Raw genomic sequence first — 18,159 nt, 5'->3', positions numbered from 1 at the left:
GACAACCGGGCGGCCTTTTTTTTTAACTAGCGGCGACAAGTTTTTGCGTAGCCGCATGCCGCGGATTATCGATGACTGTCTGCAAATCGCCGGTCTCGACGATCCGTCCATCATCCATCACCGCGATCCGGTGGCATAATCGGCGGGCAGCAGCGATGTCATGGGTGATGAATAGCAGGCTCAGCCCGTTCTCTACCTGCAACCGGTGAAGAAGTTTCAGAATCTCTGCTCCGACCAGCGGATCGAGCGCCGATGTTGCCTCGTCCAGCACCAGCAATTGCGGAGCCGCAATGATCGCCCGGGCGATCGCTACGCGTTGCGCCTGTCCACCGGACAGGCTGGCAGGCATACGGGTCAGGAAACCTTCCGCCAGATCAACATCGGACAGCGCCTGCCGCGCCAGATCGTCGCGTTTGGCCTTTGTCAGATCGGGCCTCAGATTGCGCAGCGGTTCGGTGACGATGTCGAGAACCTGCCACTGCGGATCGAGACTGGCGACCGGATCCTGAAAAACCGGCTGGATAAGCCTCCGCATTTCCAGACTGCGCTGCCGGCGCTCGGGAAGCGCGCTGCCTTGCCACAGGATTTCGCCCCGGGTCACCGGCCCGATACCGGCGATGGCGCGCCCCAGTGTCGACTTTCCGGAACCGGAGCCGCCTAACAATGCGAGGGATTCGCCTTGCCGGATCATGATGCCCGCATTCTCTACGGCGAGGATATTTCCCCGACGCCAACCGGGCCGTTGAAATTCTACACCAACATCTCTGGTCTCAAGCAGTTCATCACCAGGCTCGGCTAGCTTCGGCAATGGCTCGTCAAGACGCGGCGTGGCCGCGATCAGGCGCCTCGTATAATCTTCGGCAGGATGGGCAATGACGTCGGCCGTCGGCCCGTTTTCCACTACCCTGCCCTTGTCCATCACCAGCAGCTGATCGGCATGGCCCTCAACCGAAGCAAGGTCATGGCTGACCAGCAACATCCCCAGCCCCCGCTCGGCGCGCAATTGATCGAGCAGGTCCATGATCTCGGCTCGCAAGGAAGCATCGAGAGCGCTGGTCGGTTCGTCGGCGATCAGCAATTTGGGACTGTGCGCGATAGCGGCGGCGATCATAACCCGCTGCCGTTCACCGCCGGATAATCGATGCGGGAACTGGTCCAGTCGCTCGTCGGGGCGAGACAGGCCGACACGCTCCAGTTTTTGTGCCAGCTCTCTCCGCGAAGGCCGCGCCGATCCCGCCTGCATCGTCGCTTCCTGCAATTGCGCGCCGACCGTCAGATGGGGAGTCAGCGCGGTCAGTGGTTGCTGGAAAATAAAGCCGCTCAGCCTGCGCCGCGCATCTCTCAATTGATCGGCATCTGCACTGGCGAGATCGATACCGTCCAGGCAGATCGAGCCGGTCGCTATACCGGGTGTCAGCCCGAACGGCGTCAGGCAGGTCAGGCTTTTTCCCGAACCGGACGCACCGATGATCGCGGTGCACTGGCCCGGTTCGACGGTCAGGCTGACATCCTCCACCAGCCGGTTGCCGGCGATGGCCACGGCGAGATTGCGGATCTCATAAAGGCTCACGAGAAGCGGTCTCTCAGCCGCTCGCCCTCTATCGTCAGGCAGACCAGTATCACCACCAGCAGACCGCCGGGCAGCAACAGACCGAGCGGTGTCATATCCATGTCATCGGCACCTTCCTTGACCAGGATGCCCAGCGAGGTCAGCGGTTCCTGCACACCAAGCCCGAGAAAGGACAGAAAGCTCTCGACCATCACCACCTGCGGGACGGTCAGCATCAAATAGGCCAACGCGACACCGGCGATATTCGGCAAAATATGGCGCAGCATGATCATGATCGACGGCGTCCCCGCTGCCTCGGCAGCAAGAATGAAGGGCCGCTGCTTGAGCGCCATCACCTGCCCCCGGACCACGCGCGCCATGGTCAGCCATTCGACCAGCCCGATGCCGACGAACACCAGCAATATCGACCGCCCGAAGACAACCATCAGCAGGATGACAATGAACATGAAGGGCAGCGCGTAGAGACCGTCGACAATCCGCATCATCGCCTCGTCGACTCTTCCGCCGATCCAGCCAGCGGTCGCTCCCCAGGTGATGCCGACGATCAGCGAAACCAGCGCCGCCGCAATAGCGACCATCAGAGTGATCTGCGTTCCTGCGGCCAGCCGTGCCAGACGGTCCCGGCCAATCTCGTCGGTACCGAAAATATGCGAACCGGTGAACGCCGGCGCACGCACGGCATCCCAGTCGATCTGGTCATAGGTCCAAGGCAACAAGAACGGCAATACCAAGGCCAATGCGACAATCACGAGGACAATCGATAAAGGGAAATGGCGTTTCAGCATCGCCTCACCCTTCCCGCATTCTGGGATCGAGCCAGCCGTAGATCAGGTCGGCGAACAGGTTGAAGAGGATGATCAGCGCGGCGTAGAGCGTGACCACGCCAAGCACGAGCGGATAGTCGCGATTGAGCGCCCCCTGGACAAAATAGCGGCCCAAGCCCGGCAGCCCGAAGACGGTTTCCACTACGACCGCGCCGGTCAAAAGACCCGCCGCTGCCGGACCGAGATAGCTGGCGACCGGGACCAGGGCGGGCCGCAATCCATGTTTCATCAGGATTTTCGTTTCGGATAGGCCGCGTGCCCGCGCGGTGCGGATATGATCCTGCTTGAGCACGCTGGCCAGTCCGGCGCGGGTAAGCTTGGCGATCGCTCCCGACACCGGCAGCGCGAGCGCGACCACGGGCATGATCAGCCATGCGACCCCTTCACCGGTTCCCGAGACCGGCAACATACCCAGCCACAGACCGAATAATAGCGCGAGCGCCGGCCCGGTGACAAAGGTCGGCAGCGCGGTGGCAACCGTCGCCAGCATCATGATCGTCTTGTCGACGGCTTTTCCGGCTCGCACAGCGGCAAACAGGCCTGCCGTCACGCCGATGGCCAGGGCCAGCAATATCGCCAGCCCCCCGAGCATCAGGGAGATAGGCAGGCCCTGCGCAATCAGTTCCGATACGGTGAAGTCGCGGTAGACCAGAGACGGGCCGAAATCCCCCTGCACCAGCCGCGAAACATAGAGCCATGCCTGCTCCCACAGCGGTCGATCCAGACCATAAGCCTGTTGCAATGCCGCCTGTGTGGCCGGATCGAGCAGGCGTTCGCCATCAAACGGCCCGCCGGGCGCCAGCCGCATCAGAAAGAAGGAAGCCAATATGATCACCAGCAGCGTCGGGATTGCCGTCAACAGCCGCCGGGTGATCAGGGTCAGCACCTGCCGCTAGAGCTCCATTGCGCCGAAACAGCTCCGCACTTCGGCGATGAACGATTCCGGCACTTCCATCGCTGCGAAGTGGCCGCCTTTCTCGGGCTCGCCCCAGTAGCGCAAATCCTTGAACCGTTGTTCAGCCCATCGGCGTGAGGGGGTAATGATCTCGTTGGGGAAAATACTGCATCCGGAGGGAATGTCGACCGGGTCAATATTGGGCGCGCCGAAACTTTCACGATACAATCGCGCCGACGAGGCACCGGCATTGTTGAGCCAATAGATCATGACATTGTCGAGCAGACGGTCAGGATCGAAATTTTCATCGGGCGCCTTGGCTCCTTCCGCCCATCCCTGGAATTTCTCCATGATCCAGGCCATCTGGCCGACCGGCGAATCCGCCAGACCATAGCCGAGCGTCTGCGGCCGGGTCCGCTGGATTTCTGCATAGCCGGTGCCTTGCGTCTGATAGACAGCGAAATGCGCCAGCGATGCTTTCTCGGCCGGCGTCAGATCAGCCATGATTTCTTCGGAAGGGGGCCCAACCACGACGATGTTGACGTGAATGCCTGCACAATGGCCAAGGTTTTGCGCGCCGATAACCGATGTCACCATCCCGCCCCAGTCACCGCCCTGCGCGAAATAACGGTCATAGCCGAGCCGGGTCATCAGCACGTCCCAGGCCTTGGCGATTTTTTCCATTCCCCAGCCGGTCACGGTCGGCTTGCCCGAGAAACCGAAACCCGGCAGCGTCGGGACCACCAGATGATAGGCATCTTTTGCTTCGCCGCCATAAGCCACCGGGTCGGTGAGCGGACCGATCACATCCATGAACTCGACGATCGATCCCGGCCAGCCATGGGTCATGATCAGGGGCCGTGCTTCGGCTTCCGGCGATCGGATATGCATGAAATGGATGTCGACGCCGTCGATCTCGGTCAGATGATGACTATATTGGTTGAGCTCATCCTCGCAGCGCCGCCAGTCATAGCTGGTCCGCCAATGTTCGACGATGGTTTTGACATAATCGAGCGGAATGCCCTGCGACCAGTCGTCAACCGGCTCGGGATCAGGCCAGCGCACATGGCGCAACCGGATATCCAGATCGTCCAGCGCGGTCTTCGGGATATCAATATTATAGTCTCTGATTTCGTCACTCATAATATGTCATCCTATATCCGTTCGACCTGAGCCTTGCACAGGACGATAAACTCATTCTAACCTTTAATCCCTTGAAAAATCCCGGGATGAACGGTCATCCGCTCACATCGTCGGGACCGGTACTTCGCCAGAATAGTCGTAAAAGCCTTTACCCGTCTTGCGACCCAGCCAGCCGGCCTCGACATATTTCATCAGGATCGGGGCGGGGCGATATTTCGGATCGCCAAAGTCGTTCTGCAGCACGCGCATGATTTCCAGCAATGTGTCGAGACCGATCAGATCGGCCAGGGTGATCGGCCCCATCGGATGGCCAAGTCCCAGTTGAACACCGCGATCGATATCTTCCATCGACGCCGTGCCTTCACCCAATGCGAAGAAAGCCTCGTTGAGCATCGGCAGCAGGATACGATTGACGACGAAACAGGGTGAATCCTTGGCCATCACCGGCGTTTTTCCGACCGCTTTGGCGAAATCACTCGCCATGGCTGCGGTCTGGTCGCTGGTTGCAAGACCACGGATGACCTCGACCAGTCCCATTAGCGGCACCGGGTTGAAGAAATGCACGCCGACAAAGCGCGATGGATCTTTGACCGACTGAGCCAGCCGGGTGATCGAAATGGACGAGGTATTGCTCGCCAGGATCGCCTGATGGCCGAGAACCTCGGACGCTGCGGCAAAAATCTGGCGCTTGATTTCTTCACGCTCGGTCGCGGCCTCGATGATGATGTCGGCATTGGCCATCGGGTCGAGCTGCACGATCGGTTCGATACGCCCCAATGCGATATCGGCCGCCTGCTGTTCGATCTTTTCCTTTTCGACCAGCCGCGCCAGCTGCTTGGCAATACCGGCCTTGCCGCGTTCGGCAATCTCGAGACTGACATCGGACAAATAGACATGATAGCCTGCCTGCGCTGAAACCTGTGCGATGCCGGCACCCATTTGTCCCGATCCGATAATGCCGATTGCTTTCATTTCATGTCTTTCTGGCTATTCATTATGATTCAACAAGCCACTAGCGATTGTCGGTCAAACTGGCTAGATTGCAATTATGCCCCCTATCAGTTTCATCGCTGGAATATTCGCGATACTCGCCACGACTGCTGCTTTGCCGGTTCCACAGCCGGGAGAAATCCGCACGTTCAAGGACTGGGCCGCTGGCTGCGACAATGGCGGCAATTGCGAAGCCGTCTCGCTGATGTCGGAGAATGGCGAAGCAGGTTTTGATGACTGGGGCGGGCCGGTCTCCATCGTCCGGACCGCAGACAGCGATGATATTTTCAAAGTGCGCGTCCTGTTCGAGGCCAAGGGAATGGACCGCTACAAGATGATCATCGACGGAAAGCTGGTTGATACAGGCGCAATTGTCCAGGGCGACTATCCGATCGAAATTGTTGGCGAAGATGCCAGGAAAGTGGCGCAGGCGATTATCAAAGGGAAGCTTCTGGTTTTGCAAGGACCGGCGGGCGAGAATATCACCCGGACGTCTCTGGCCGGTTCATCCGCCGCCCTGCGTTACATCGACCAAAAACAGAACCGCGCCGGCACCCAAAGCGCTCTGGTCGCGAAGGGAAACCGGACGTTCGAGCCGGCCAACACCAGTATACCGGTGATCCTTGTCGACCGGTGGGAACCCGCAAAACTGGTGCCCGAAGCCAGCGCCCTTGTCGCGCTCGCCGAGGATTCAAAATGCAAGCAGGAGCGCTATGGCCTGATCGAGGATCAAGCCTATCCGCTTGGCAAACGCGGTGATCTACACCGGGCACTGATATTGATATCCTGTGGCTCCGGCGCCTATAATTTTTCCAGCGCGCCATTTATCGGCGAATATCGGAAAGACAGTGCCGAGGGCTGGACCTTCACGCCCGCGAAATTTGACCGTCAGCCCAGTTGGGGCGGCGAAGGCACTGATCCCTTGCTGATCAACGCCAGCTGGGACGAGCAGGACCAGACGCTCAGCAGCTACGGTAAGGGCCGTGGACTGGGTGATTGCGGCAGCGCTGAAAATTATGTCTGGGACGGGGAACGGTTCCGCATGACCGACGCCACCGCGATGCCCGAATGCCGGGGTGCCTATGACTGGATCACCATCTGGCGGGCAAACTATCAGAAGCTCGAATCGGCCGGACCGGCAACCAAATAAATTTCAGGGTGCGTGCTTGAGCGGGTGCGCCTCTACGAGCATCAGCGTGAAATAATCCCGTTCGTCGCTCCATTCGTGCAACGGTGTCCAGCCGCCCGCCCGCAACATAAGCCTGGCATCGCGCAAGCCATATTTATGGCTGTTTTCAATATGCAACCTCTGGCCCTCGACCAATTTGTAGACTTTGCCGTCGATTGAAAATTCCACGTCGGCCTGGGCCTCGAGATAGATTTCGATCCGGGCATAAAGGTCGTTCCAGACGGCAATATGCCGAAATTGCTCGACGGGGATATCCGCGTCCAGTTCGCGATTGATCCGGTGGAGCAGGTTGAGCGAGAATTGCGCCGTCACACCGGCGCTATCGTCATAGGCGTTGACCAGTATCTCCGGGTCCTTGATCCGGTCAAAGCCGATCAGAAGTTGCGCACCCTCACCCAATGTTTCCCGCATGAAGCGCAGCAGATCGACCGAAGTACGGGCGATCATGTTGCCGATCGTGGAGCCGGGAAAGAAACCGAGCTTTGGCATGCCCGCAACGGCCTCGGGCAGTTCAACCCGCTTCATGAAATCGGCCTCGACCGGATGTATCGGTAGGTCAGGAAACTCGTCCTGCAACTGCGATGCGCTATGCTCGAGAAACTCGCCACTAATATCGATCGGGACATAGGCTGCCGGATCGATCGCCTTCAGCAGATGGGGAGTCTTGGTGGAGCTGCCGGAACCGAATTCAATCACCGCCCGGTTCGGCCCCACTGCCGCTGCGAAAGCGGCCCCGTTCGCCTGCAGCAATTTTGTCTCGGTGCGGGTCGGATAATATTCGGGTAGCTCGGTGATTTCCTCGAACAGTTCCGATCCGCGGCGATCATAGAGCCAGCGGGCCGGCATCGCATAGGTCTGCTGTTCGAAACAGCGCCTTACGTCCTTGCGAAAGGTATGATCAACGACTGAAGTGGTCATGTCCATGGGAGGGGGCGTCCTTTGCGTCAAATATCTTTGGCGAGCCGCAGTCCGCAGAACTGCCAGCGCTGGTGGGGGTAGAAGAAATTCCGGTAGCTGGGCCGGATATGCTGAGGCGGGGTGGCGATACTGCCACCTTTCAGGACCGACTGGCCGGACATGAACTTGCCATTATATTCGCCGACCGCGCCGTCGGCGGACTTGAAGCCGGGATAGGGCAAATAGGCGCTGCCGGTCCATTCCCAGACGGCACCGGTGCCAGGCAAGCCGTCATCGGCGGCCACTTCCCATTCCGCTTCGGTCGGCAACCGCGCGCCAGCCCATGTTGCGAAGGCATCGGCTTCATAGTGGCTGACATGTTTGACCGGTGCCGACGGATCGAGCCTGTGATTACCCGAAAGTCCGAACTCGGCCCATTCCTGATCTGAACTTTGGTTCCAATATGATGGCGCTTCGATGGCTTGCTGCCGCACCCAGGCCCAGCCGTCGGACAGCCAGTGGCGTGCCTCGCGATAACCGCCATCCTCGATGAAGGCGAGCCATTCGCCATTGGTCACCGGACGACTGGCGATCGCGTGGGGATGGAGTAGCACGTCGTGACGAGGACCTTCGCAATCAAAGGCAAAGCCCTGACCATCATGACCGATCTGGTGGACGCCAGCCCTGCCTTCGATCCATCGCAGGGGTCCGGGTTCAGCGGCACGGACGGGCGCTGCGCTGGAATAAGCAGGCTTCAGCGGATTGCGGGAGAAAAGATGCAATATATCGGTCAGCAGCAATTCCTGATGCTGTTGTTCGTGATGCAGACCGAGTTCGACCAGATCGAGCAATTCGTCGGAGAAACCGGCCATCGCTTCGGTCATCGCATTGTCGACATGGCTGCGATAGGCCATCACCTCTGCCAGCGACGGGCGCGTCAGCAAGCCTCGCTCCGGCCGGGCATGTCTTGCCCCTTCGGCTTCATAATAGCTGTTGAACAAATAGGGATAGGCCTCGTTGAACAGTTGGTAGCCCGCTACATGATCGCGCAACAGGAAGGTTTCAAAAAACCAGCTGATATGGGCAAGATGCCATTTTGTCGGTGAAGCATCATCCATCGATTGCGCGGTTGCATCGGCATCGCTCAAGCCATCGGCGAGGCGCACCGAATGGTTCCTCACCTCCCGGAAACGATCCATCAGCACGCTTGATCGGGGAGCATTGGCCGAACCGGGCGAGGACGGAAACGGGCGTTGAGATTGGCTTGCGATCGGTCCTACTCCGGTGAATGCTCTGATTCCTTTCAGAACATAGAGCGAACAATGACTGGGTCAACAACGCATATTTGCGCCGGATGGTTGCAGGAATTCGGAAAGCGTTGCGAAACTGCCGCCTAGCGCGATGCTCCGGGCACCCATAAAATATCGTCTGCGCCGCCATTGTTCAGCGCCCGGCCAAGCACGAACAGATAGTCGGACAGGCGATTGATATAGGCAAGCGCCTGTGGATTGATGCGCATTTCCTGAGCCGCGGCAACACAGCTACGCTCGGTGCGTCTGGCAATGGCCCGCGCACAATGAATGCCCGCGGCCGCTTTCGAGCCGCCGGGCAATATGAAACTGGTCAGAGGATTTAGATCGGCATTCACCGTATCGATTTCTGTTTCCAGGCGCTCGACCTGTGACGGCACCACGCGAAGCACCATTTGCGAAGGCGCAAAATCATCACCCTCTGCTGCCGGTGTTGCCAGATCGGCACCCAGATCGAACAGATCATTCTGGACAACCCGCAAAGTCTGGACCAGCGCACCGTCCGTGATGTCGCAAATCGCCAGACCGAGGGCGCTGTTCAGTTCATCGACATCGCCGATCGCTGCCATGCGCGGAGCATTCTTGGCCAGCCGCGAACCGTCGACCAGTCCGGTCGTACCGTCATCGCCGGTTTTCGTGTAAATCTTGTTGAGTTTTACCATCGGGGGAGCCGACTAGCTCTGGCCGCCCGCCAGTGCCAGCAACACGACCACCAGCACGATCGCAATCGCCTGATATTTGACGCGGGCAAACATCATTTCATTCTGCTTCTTGTGCGATGCCGTGATGCCATCGGCATCAACATCGCCCGGTTCCATATTGGCGAAGGCGATCAGCCCGCGAACCAGTGCATAAACGACAGCGCCCGCTGCCACGATGATCATCAATATCAAAATATAGCTCATAAATTCACCTTAAGCCGCCGAAAGCGATATTCCAACAGGGAAGTTTGCTGCGCGGAGTTCCTGTAGCAATTCATATCCGCTGCGACCCGCAGTCCGCAATACGGACAAAGAGGCAGAATCGCGACTTTTTGATAGTTTCGCACCGCTTTCGTCGAGCAACAGCGGATGATGAAAATAGGTCGGGGTTGGCAAGTCCAGAAGGGCTTGCAGCAGGCGATGGATATCGGTGGAAGCGAAAAGATCGTCGCCGCGCACCACATGGCTAATCCCGTCCCTTGCATCGTCGAGCGTCACCGCCAGATGATAGGCAACCGGCGTATCTTTCGGGACAATGACAACATCCCCCAGCTTTTCCGCATGGATAATTTGCTTGCCGTGCCGCTCATCATACCAGTCGAGCGGCCCGGTCCTGACAATCGCCCTGGCAACATCCAGGCGCCAGCTATGCGGCTCGGTTCGCGCCCGTTCCCGAGCCAGAGCAGGATCAAGATGACGGCAGGTGCCCGCATAGACGGGACCGTCCGGCCCTTCCGGCTGCGGACCCGCTTCCTGTGCCTGCCGCATGCTCGTCCGCGTACAGAAACAGCGGTAGAGCATATCCATATCCTTCAGCCGCTCCACCGCAGCGGCGTAGCTTTCGAAACGGTCGGACTGGTAAATCACGTCGCCGTCCCATGTCAGCCCGAGCCACTGCAAATCCGCCAATATCGCCTCGACAAATTCGGGCCGGCTGCGCCCGCCATCAATATCCTCGATCCGGAGCAGAAACCGGCCTCCCCGCTCCCGAGCGAAATCATGAGCCACCATCGCGGCATAGGCATGACCCAAATGTAACAATCCGTTGGGGCTTGGAGCGAACCGCGCCACAATATCTCGATTCATTTGCCCACTTGACGTCATGATGAGGATATTGTTCTTTGTGTCATAGTCATGTCACGTTCTTAGGGATAAAGAATGGGCAGTAAAGGACAAGGGAGACAGTATTTATGTATCACCCCGACTTGCTAAGGCATCCGGAAAGCTGCCCTTCGCTCGTCCTCAACGCTGACTATACGCCTCTATCCTATTATCCGCTCAGTCTGTGGCCTTGGCAAACTGCGATAAAAGCGGTGTTTCTCGACCGGGTCGATATCGTCTCCAGCTATGAGCGCGAGGTACACAGCCCCAATCTCGACATGAAAATCCCGTCGGTGATTGCGCTAAAGAAATATATCAAGCCGTCCGAATATCCGGCCTTCACCCGCTTCAACCTGTTTCTGCGCGACAAGTTCGAGTGCCAATATTGCGGATCACCCGACAATCTGACCTTCGACCACGTCATCCCGCGCCGTCAGAAAGGTCGCACGACCTGGGAGAATGTCGCCACTGCCTGCCTGCCGTGCAATCTCAAGAAAGGCGGCCGGACGCCGAAGGAAGCGCATATGCAGCTCGCCAATCGCCCGATCAAGCCGACCAGCTGGCACCTGCAGGAACATGGCCGGGCGTTCCCGCCCAATTTCCTGCACGATACATGGCATGACTGGCTGTACTGGGATATCGAGCTGGAAAGCTAGGCGCGTCGCTGCCCGATATCGACGATACCTCCTTCCGCCAGGTCGGCTTAAACCGTCCGAGCCCGATATACCGCCGGAGGGACTCGAAATAGTCGCCATATTACGCTACAACCGTCCGTGTAACGTTGCGTATCTAATGAGTCCCACATTTTGACTTACGGGAGGCGTATATGAAAAGATCACATCTGACATTGGGTGCAGCTATACTTGCATTAGGCGGGTACAGCGGCGCATCCGCAGAGGCTCAATCCGGTTCTGTTGCCGCTACAAGCACGACTGATGCGGAGATCGTCAAAATGGCGGGCGCGCCGCTATTTGACGGCATGGGCAATTATAGTCGCAAAATTTCGACCAGTTCCGCGGCCGCCAATCGCTATTTCAATCAGGGCATGGTGCTGGCGTTCGGTTTCAATCATGCCGAAAGCATCCGCTCGTTCCGGGCAGCCCAGCGGCTCGATCCCGGTTGCGCAATGTGCTTTTGGGGAGAGGCTCTGGCGACCGGTCCCAATATCAATGTGACCAGCAAGGGCAAAGCGGTGATGAGCGAGGCCGACCGGAAATCCGCCTTCGCCGCTATCAATCGCGCCTTGGCCCTGAAAGGCACGGCCACACCAGTGGAACAGGCGCTGATCGAAGCACAGGCGAAGCGCTATAACGGTGATCCGTCAACCGCCCGCGAACCGCTGGATCTCGCATATGCCGAAGCCATGGAAAAATTCGTGGCTGCCCACCCGGATGATGACGATGCGGCGGCTATCTATGCCGAAGCATTGATGAACACGATGCCGTGGGACTATTGGTCAGCTGACGGCAAAGCAAAGCCGGAGACCGAGAAAGTCATTGCGACGCTGGAGCGGATCATCGCCCGCAGTCCGAAGCATCCGCTCGCGCTCCATCTGTATATCCATGCCGTCGAGGCATCCGACCAACCCGGACGGGCCGAGGACGAAGCGGACGCGCTGGCCAATCTTGTGCCCGGATCAGGGCATCTTGTGCATATGCCGGCGCACATCTTCTGGCGGGTCGGGCGCTATGACGATGCGGCCAAGGCCAATGTCCGGGCGGCGTCCGTCGACGAAGAATATATCGCGGCCTGCAACGCGCAGGGATTTTATCCGGCACTATATTATCCGCACAATATCCATTTCCTCTGGGCAGCGACCAGCATGTCGGGTCAAAGCAAAATGGCTCTGGAATCGGCGCGCAAAGTCGCTGCAAATGTCCGGCTGGAACAGATAGAGCAATTTCCTACCGTGGAGTTTTTCAAGACCATTCCGCTGCAAACGCTCGCCCAGTTTGGCAAATGGCCGGACATCATGGCCGAACCGGCCCCGCCCGGGAATCTCGACTATTCCAACGCAATCTGGCGCTATGCCCGCGGTCTTGCGATGGCAAACATGGGGAACATTGACGTTGCCCAGACCGAACGCGCAAAGCTCGCGGCGGTAAAGGACTCGGTGCAGATACGTTTTCTCGACAGCGCGGATTACCCGGCCAGCGTGCTACTCAATATCGCCGACGATCTGCTGCAGGGCGAAATAGCGCTCAAGTCGGGCGATCCCGATCTGGCGGCCAGCCATTTTCAGCGGGCCGTGGAGAAGCAGGACAGCCTGCCCTATATGGAACCGCCGTTCTGGTATTATCCGACCCGGCAGTCGCTGGGCCAGGCGCTGCTTGACGGAGGGCGGTTTGCCGAGGCGGAAGCGGTGTACCGGAAAGACCTCGAAGACTATCCACACAACGGCTGGTCGATGTCGGGACTCGCCGCTGCGCTTGAGCGGCAAGGCAAGATGGATGAGGCAAATAAGGCAAAGGCCGCCCTTGCGATCATCTGGGCCAAGGCTGATGTCAAAATTAATGGTTCACGGCTCTAGTTTGGCTTGACCGATTATCTGCCGCAGTGCAGCATATCGGCATGACCCAATCCCTCACCGTTCGCCAAAATCCCGACATCAAATATCTCGGCAAATTGCTGGGCGATGTCATTCGCTCCTATGGCGGAGAGGAACTGTACCGGCGCACCGAATATATCCGCTCGACCAGCGTCGACCGCCATCGCGGTCTGGCGGATGCGGATGCGATTGATCCGGGCCTGGATGCGTTGTCGCTCGACGAAACGCTGGCTTTTGTCCGCGGGTTCATGCTGTTTTCCCTGCTCGCCAATCTGGCCGAGGATCGTCAGGGCGTCGCCGCTGAAAAAGGCGCCACAGTGGTCGAAGCAATCGAACTGCTCGCCAGCGAAGGCGTTGACCGCGACGCGATCCTGAAACTGCTCGACGACGCGCTGATAGCGCCAGTACTGACCGCCCACCCGACCGAGGTCCGGCGCAAGAGCATCATCGACCATAAATCCCGGATTGCCGAACTTCTGCTGATGAAGGACGAGGGAGAAACAGAGACACCGCAGGGCGATATGCTCGACGCCGCCATCCTGCGCCAGATCGCTCTGCTCTGGCAGACCCGCCCGCTGCGCCGCGAGCGCCTGTTCGTCACCGATGAAGTGCAGATTTCACAAAGCTATATGAAAGACGTGTTCCTGCCCGTCCTGCCCCGACTCTATGCAAAATGGGAACGGACCCTGGGCGCGCGCCTGCCGAGCTTCCTGAAACTCAACAGCTGGATCGGCGGCGACCGGGATGGCAATCCCTTTGTCGACGCGGGCGCGATGGAGGAGGCCTTGTCGCGGGCCGCCGAAACCGTCATCGGCTATTATCTGATGTGCGTGCACACATTGGGCGCTGAATTGTCCATCTCCACCGAACTCGCCGATGTACCCGCAGCGGTAATCGCACTGGCCGAAGCCAGTGGCGATGACTCGCTGAGCCGCAAGGACGAACCCTATCGCCGCGCCTTGTCCGGCATCTACGCGAAATTGTCCGCGACCCATCTCAAGCTTTGCGGCCATGTGCCCGGCCGTGCATCGACGATTACCGCCGAGGCCTATGACAACCCGCAGCAATTGCGCGAGGAACTGGTCATTCTTGCACAAGGCCTCAAGTCGGCCGGCAAGGGTGTTTTCGCGACATCGGGGGCACTGGGCCGCCTGATCCGGACGGTCGAGCTTTTCGGCTTCCATCTCGCAACCCTCGACATGCGCCAGAACAGCAAGGTTCACGAACGGGTGGTCGCCGAGCTGCTGAAGCAGGCCGGGGTTGAAGATGACTATCTGGCGCTGGACGAGGCGGCACGGGTCAAACGGCTGCGCGCCGAGCTGGCCAATAACCGGCCGCTGGCGAGCCCGTGGATCACCTATAGCGACGAGACCGCAAAGGAACTGTCGATCATCCGCGCCGCCGCCGAAGCGCACCGGAAATATGGCCCCGAGGTCATCACCAATTATAATATCAGCAACGGCGAAAGCGTTTCCGACATATTGGAAGTCTATGTCCTGCTGATGGAGACGGGTCTCTATCACGCTCCGACCGAGGACAACGCATCGCCGTCCTGCCCGGTCATGGCCGTGCCTTTGTTCGAGACCGTCGCCGATCTGGAAAATGCGCCCGAGGTGATGACCGATTTCTTCGCCCTTCCGGAAATGCACGCTCTGGCAAAGGGCCGCGGCCATCAGGAAGTGATGATCGGCTATTCCGACAGCAACAAGGACGGCGGTTATCTGACCTCCACCTGGAGCCTGTTCAAGGCGAGCGATGCCCTCACCCCGATATTCGCCAAGGCCGGCATCAAAATGCAGCTTTTCCACGGACGCGGCGGCGCCGTGGGTCGCGGGGGCGGTTCGGCCTTCGGTGCGATCAAGGCGCAGCCGAAGGGCACCGTCGCCGGTCGCATCCGGATCACCGAGCAGGGCGAAGTGATCGCCGCAAAATATGGCACGGCAGATGTCGCGGAAGCCAATCTGGAAGCGATGACCGCGGCGGTGCTGATCAATTCGCTGGAGCCGGACGAGACCGACAGCAAGGTGCTGGCCGACCATGCCGAGGCAATGGACCAAATCTCGCAGGTCGCGTTCACCGAATATCGCGATCTGGTCTATGGCGACGACAGTTTTCGCACCTTCTTCCGGCAGATGACGCCGCTGACGGAAATCGCCAAGCTCAAGATCGGTTCTCGCCCGGCCAGCCGCACCAAAAGCGACAAGATCGAGGATTTGCGCGCCATTCCCTGGGTGTTCAGCTGGGCACAGGCCCGCGTCATGCTACCCGGCTGGTATGGTGTCGGACAGGCGCTCACCGCGTTCGATGACAAGGCCAAATTGAAGGATATGGCGCAAAGCTGGCCCTTCTTTCAGGCTTCTCTCTCCAATATGGAGATGGTGCTGGCCAAGTCCGACATGGGCATCGCCGCCCGCTATGCGGAACTGGTCGAAGACCAGGACATGGGCCAGGCGTTCTTCGACCGCATCCGGTCCAGCTGGTACCAGACGCGTGACATATTGCTGGAAATCACCGATCAGCCGCATCTGCTGGCGAAAAGCCCGGCGCTGTTCAATAGTATCGAATTGCGCCTGCCCTATATCGAGCCGCTCAACCATCTCCAGATCGAGTTGATGAAACGCTTGCGCGCCGGGGAAGACGACCCGCGGATCGGCGAAGGCATCCAGTTGTCGCTCAACGCGATAGCGACTGCGCTGCGCAATAGTGGCTGACTTTTAGCTGGATTGGCGGCCGGCACAGACAAATATTGCGTGCGGGCAGAAAACGATTCTTCCGAGCATTTTTGTCAGTCGCCTGCATCATTGACCCCGCCTAGACTTCTCCGAAATTAGGAGAGATTCATGGCTGTCGAGACCAAGCGTAGTTTTTGCCGTTTTTGCCACGCAAGTTGCGCAATGATTGTCGAGGTGGAGGACAATAAGGTCAAATCCGTGCGCGGCGACAAGGAAGATCATCTGTTCCACGGCTATACCTGCATCAAGGGCCGCCAGCTGCCCGACATGCACAATCTTCCCGACCGGATGATCACCAGCAAGATCCGCCAGCCCGATGGCAGTTTCAAGGATATCTCCACCGCCGAAGCGCTCAAGCTGGCCGGCGCGCAGATGAAGAAAATGGTCGAGGAACACGGCCCCCACAGCATCGCGGTCTATTGCGGCACCAACGCCTTCCAGAACAGCGCGGTGCTCGGCACATCCTATGCCTTCGCGCAGGGCATCGGCTCGCGCAACTGGTATACCAGCGTCACCGTCGACCAGCCGGCCAAGGTGTTCACCACCGCGCGCTATGGCATGTGGATGGGCGGCGGCAACGCCTTCACCGAATCCGACGTCGCGATGTTTGTCGGCAATAATCCGATCGTCTCCCATTATTCCGGCGGCATGCCTACATCCTCTCCATCACGCGGCCTGCGCGATGCCAAGGAACGCGGTCTCAAGGTGATCGTCGCCGACCCTCGGGTGAGCGAAATGGGCAAATTGGCAGATATCTATCTGCCGGTAAAACCGGGTGAAGACCCTGCTCTGCTCGCCGGAATGCTCAACGTGATTTTTGAAGAGAAGCTCTACGACCAGAATTTCGTCGCCGCCCATGTCGATGGCGTCGAAGAGCTGGAAGCCGCGGTCAAATCCATGACACCCGATGTCGCCGCCAAGCGCGCCGGGGTCGACAAGGATCAGCTTGTCGCCGCTGCCCGCATGTTTGCTGGCGCGAACAAGGGGCGCGTCGTCACCGGCACCGGTCCGGAAATGGCCGGCAATGGCACGCTCACCGAATATCTGGTGGCTTCTCTCAACATTCTCTGCGCCCGCTTCAACCAGGAAGGCGAGAAGGTTTCCGCGCCGATGGTTTTCAACCCGCTGATGGGCGGACCGAAAAAGGCACAGGTCGCGCCAAAAATGCCGACCTTCGGCGAAGGCTTTCCCAAATCACGCATCCGCGGCCTAGGCCATCTCGGCAAGGAAATGCCGTGTAATGTACTGGCCGACGAAATCCTGACGCCCGGCGAGGGCCAGATCAGGGCGCTGATCTCGATCGGCGGCAATCCCGAGATCGCCTTCCCCGACCAGCAGAAAGTCCGCCGTGCGCTGGAAGAATGCGAATTGTTCATCCAGGTCGACCCGTGGATGTCGGCCAGCGCCAAACGCGCCGACATGATTCTTGCGCCGAGCATGTGTCTGGAACGCGAAGACATCAACAATGTCTCCGACGCCTTCACCGAAGAAGCTTACGGCCATTATACCGAAGCCATGGTGCCCGCCCCCGGCGACACGATGGACGAATATGAGATGCTCTGGTGGCTGGCCAAGCATATGGGCATCGAAATGAACTTTCCGGGCGGCCCGGCTTCGATGGAATCATGCCCCGATAAAGCGACCATTCTCGATCTGATCTCCGAAGGTTCGCTGCTCAAGCCCAGCAAGGCCAAAGCCGACGCAGCGGCGCTGGAACGCAAGGGCGCGGCAATCACATACGAGGAATTGCACCCGGTGGTCGGTCCGGCCGATCCGGAAGCTTCAGAAAAATTTGATCTGAACGCGGGCGCGATGCCGAGCCAGCTGATCGACTATGCCGCTTATGACCCGGTCGATGATGGTTTCGATTTCCGCCTGATTTCGCGCCGGTCCAAGCATCGCTATAATAGCAATGGCCATACGTTCCCGAAACTGGTCGAAAAAATGCCGACCAATCCGGCGTTCTTCAACCCCGCTGATCTGGCGGCCGCTGGCATAGAAGATGGCGCGATCATCGAAATCACCTCGCCCACCGCCTCGATATTCGGCCTCGCCAAAGCGGACGAAAAAGTCCGGCAAGGCGTTATCTCGATGAGCCATGCTTTCGGCGACAGCGAGGCCGGCAAAGCCGATGTGATGACCAAGGGCGGCTCGACCAACCGGCTGATCGTCGACGATAATCATCTCGACCCGATTACCGGACAGGCGATGCAGAGCGCGATTCCGGTCCGAATTGCAATTGCTTAGGAGAAACGCATC

At 59.0% G+C, this 18,159-nt stretch carries 15 protein-coding genes; 5 read left to right on the top strand and 10 right to left on the bottom strand.

Annotated elements, in window-relative coordinates; genetic code table 11:
* Positions 1-22 precede the first annotated feature (22 nt).
* The 5 genes from AACZ86_RS02840 to AACZ86_RS02820 form a co-directional block, all read right to left on the bottom strand.
* A complete protein-coding gene (locus AACZ86_RS02840; RefSeq protein WP_339689182.1) occupies positions 23-1,570 on the bottom strand; it encodes an ABC transporter ATP-binding protein in 1,548 nt (515 codons plus the stop codon).
* The gene (locus tag AACZ86_RS02835) at positions 1,567-2,355 is read right to left on the bottom strand and encodes an ABC transporter permease subunit (protein ID WP_339689181.1); all 789 of its coding nucleotides are present in this window, start codon (positions 2,353-2,355) and stop codon (positions 1,567-1,569) included. The genes AACZ86_RS02840 and AACZ86_RS02835 overlap by 4 nt, the downstream gene beginning before the upstream one ends.
* 4 nt (positions 2,356-2,359) lie before the next feature.
* Positions 2,360-3,280 (bottom strand): ABC transporter permease, encoded by a 921-nt coding sequence (locus tag AACZ86_RS02830; RefSeq protein ID WP_339689180.1) that lies wholly within the window; start codon positions 3,278-3,280, stop codon positions 2,360-2,362.
* 6 nt (positions 3,281-3,286) lie between these two features.
* Positions 3,287-4,432: an epoxide hydrolase family protein gene (locus AACZ86_RS02825; RefSeq protein WP_339689179.1), complete on the bottom strand. Its 1,146-nt coding sequence runs from the start codon at positions 4,430-4,432 to the stop codon at positions 3,287-3,289.
* Between the two features lie 102 nt (positions 4,433-4,534).
* Positions 4,535-5,404: a 3-hydroxyacyl-CoA dehydrogenase NAD-binding domain-containing protein gene (locus tag AACZ86_RS02820; RefSeq protein WP_339689178.1), complete on the bottom strand. Its 870-nt coding sequence runs from the start codon at positions 5,402-5,404 to the stop codon at positions 4,535-4,537.
* 76 nt (positions 5,405-5,480) lie between these two features.
* On the opposite strand from AACZ86_RS02820, the gene AACZ86_RS02815 reads away from it, so the two are divergent.
* Positions 5,481-6,572: a DUF1176 domain-containing protein gene (locus AACZ86_RS02815; RefSeq protein ID WP_339689177.1), complete on the top strand. Its 1,092-nt coding sequence runs from the start codon at positions 5,481-5,483 to the stop codon at positions 6,570-6,572.
* Positions 6,573-6,575: 3 nt separating this feature from the next.
* On the opposite strand, the gene egtD is transcribed toward AACZ86_RS02815, so the two are convergent.
* From egtD to gluQRS, 5 genes are all read right to left on the bottom strand, one after another.
* Positions 6,576-7,529 (bottom strand): L-histidine N(alpha)-methyltransferase, encoded by a 954-nt coding sequence (gene egtD / locus AACZ86_RS02810; protein ID WP_339689176.1) that lies wholly within the window; start codon positions 7,527-7,529, stop codon positions 6,576-6,578.
* Positions 7,530-7,555: 26 nt separating this feature from the next.
* A complete protein-coding gene (gene egtB / locus AACZ86_RS02805) occupies positions 7,556-8,707 on the bottom strand; it encodes an ergothioneine biosynthesis protein EgtB (RefSeq protein ID WP_339689175.1) in 1,152 nt (383 codons plus the stop codon).
* Between the two features lie 194 nt (positions 8,708-8,901).
* Positions 8,902-9,480 (bottom strand): cob(I)yrinic acid a,c-diamide adenosyltransferase, encoded by a 579-nt coding sequence (locus AACZ86_RS02800; RefSeq protein WP_339689174.1) that lies wholly within the window; start codon positions 9,478-9,480, stop codon positions 8,902-8,904.
* A 12-nt stretch (positions 9,481-9,492) separates the two neighbouring features.
* Complete coding sequence (locus tag AACZ86_RS02795) at positions 9,493-9,723, bottom strand: HIG1 domain-containing protein (protein ID WP_339689173.1); 231 nt, start codon at positions 9,721-9,723, stop codon at positions 9,493-9,495.
* Positions 9,724-9,732: 9 nt separating this feature from the next.
* Positions 9,733-10,605, bottom strand: a complete 873-nt coding sequence (gene gluQRS / locus AACZ86_RS02790; RefSeq protein WP_339689172.1) for a tRNA glutamyl-Q(34) synthetase GluQRS — start codon at positions 10,603-10,605, stop codon at positions 9,733-9,735.
* A gap of 104 nt (positions 10,606-10,709) precedes the next feature.
* Between gluQRS and AACZ86_RS02785 the strand changes: the two genes are divergently transcribed.
* From AACZ86_RS02785 to AACZ86_RS02770, 4 genes are all read left to right on the top strand, one after another.
* A complete protein-coding gene (locus AACZ86_RS02785) occupies positions 10,710-11,276 on the top strand; it encodes an HNH endonuclease (RefSeq protein ID WP_339689171.1) in 567 nt (188 codons plus the stop codon).
* Positions 11,277-11,446: 170 nt separating this feature from the next.
* Positions 11,447-13,150 (top strand): tetratricopeptide repeat protein, encoded by a 1,704-nt coding sequence (locus AACZ86_RS02780; RefSeq protein WP_339689170.1) that lies wholly within the window; start codon positions 11,447-11,449, stop codon positions 13,148-13,150.
* A 41-nt stretch (positions 13,151-13,191) separates the two neighbouring features.
* Positions 13,192-15,879: a phosphoenolpyruvate carboxylase gene (gene ppc, locus AACZ86_RS02775; RefSeq protein WP_339689169.1), complete on the top strand. Its 2,688-nt coding sequence runs from the start codon at positions 13,192-13,194 to the stop codon at positions 15,877-15,879.
* Between the two features lie 129 nt (positions 15,880-16,008).
* Positions 16,009-18,147 carry a molybdopterin-dependent oxidoreductase gene (locus AACZ86_RS02770; RefSeq protein WP_339689167.1) on the top strand — a complete coding sequence of 713 codons (2,139 nt, stop codon included), beginning with the start codon at positions 16,009-16,011 and terminating at the stop codon, positions 18,145-18,147.
* Positions 18,148-18,159: the final 12 nt, after the last annotated feature.

Source organism: uncultured Parasphingorhabdus sp. (assembly GCF_963975735.1).
Taxonomy (GTDB): Bacteria; Pseudomonadota; Alphaproteobacteria; order Sphingomonadales; family Sphingomonadaceae; genus Parasphingorhabdus.
The sequence above is the reverse complement of the archived record's forward strand: the minus strand, read 5'-3'. Positions and strand labels throughout refer to the sequence as shown.

Excerpts from the sequence above, each read along its gene's own strand:
- AACZ86_RS02770 (WP_339689167.1), top strand. The coding sequence starts at position 16,009 with ATGGCTGTCGAGACCAAGCGTAGTTTTTGCCGTTTTTGCCACGCAAGT.
- ppc (WP_339689169.1), top strand. The coding sequence starts at position 13,192 with ATGACCCAATCCCTCACCGTTCGCCAAAATCCCGACATCAAATATCTC.
- AACZ86_RS02815 (WP_339689177.1), top strand. The coding sequence starts at position 5,481 with ATGCCCCCTATCAGTTTCATCGCTGGAATATTCGCGATACTCGCCACG.
- AACZ86_RS02820 (WP_339689178.1), bottom strand. The coding sequence starts at position 5,404 with ATGAAAGCAATCGGCATTATCGGATCGGGACAAATGGGTGCCGGCATC.
- AACZ86_RS02780 (WP_339689170.1), top strand. The coding sequence starts at position 11,447 with ATGAAAAGATCACATCTGACATTGGGTGCAGCTATACTTGCATTAGGC.
- AACZ86_RS02800 (WP_339689174.1), bottom strand. The coding sequence starts at position 9,480 with ATGGTAAAACTCAACAAGATTTACACGAAAACCGGCGATGACGGTACG.
- AACZ86_RS02785 (WP_339689171.1), top strand. The coding sequence starts at position 10,710 with ATGTATCACCCCGACTTGCTAAGGCATCCGGAAAGCTGCCCTTCGCTC.
- gluQRS (WP_339689172.1), bottom strand. The coding sequence starts at position 10,605 with ATGAATCGAGATATTGTGGCGCGGTTCGCTCCAAGCCCCAACGGATTG.
- AACZ86_RS02795 (WP_339689173.1), bottom strand. The coding sequence starts at position 9,723 with ATGAGCTATATTTTGATATTGATGATCATCGTGGCAGCGGGCGCTGTC.
- egtD (WP_339689176.1), bottom strand. The coding sequence starts at position 7,529 with ATGACCACTTCAGTCGTTGATCATACCTTTCGCAAGGACGTAAGGCGC.
- AACZ86_RS02825 (WP_339689179.1), bottom strand. The coding sequence starts at position 4,432 with ATGAGTGACGAAATCAGAGACTATAATATTGATATCCCGAAGACCGCG.
- AACZ86_RS02835 (WP_339689181.1), bottom strand. The coding sequence starts at position 2,355 with ATGCTGAAACGCCATTTCCCTTTATCGATTGTCCTCGTGATTGTCGCA.
- egtB (WP_339689175.1), bottom strand. The coding sequence starts at position 8,707 with ATGGATCGTTTCCGGGAGGTGAGGAACCATTCGGTGCGCCTCGCCGAT.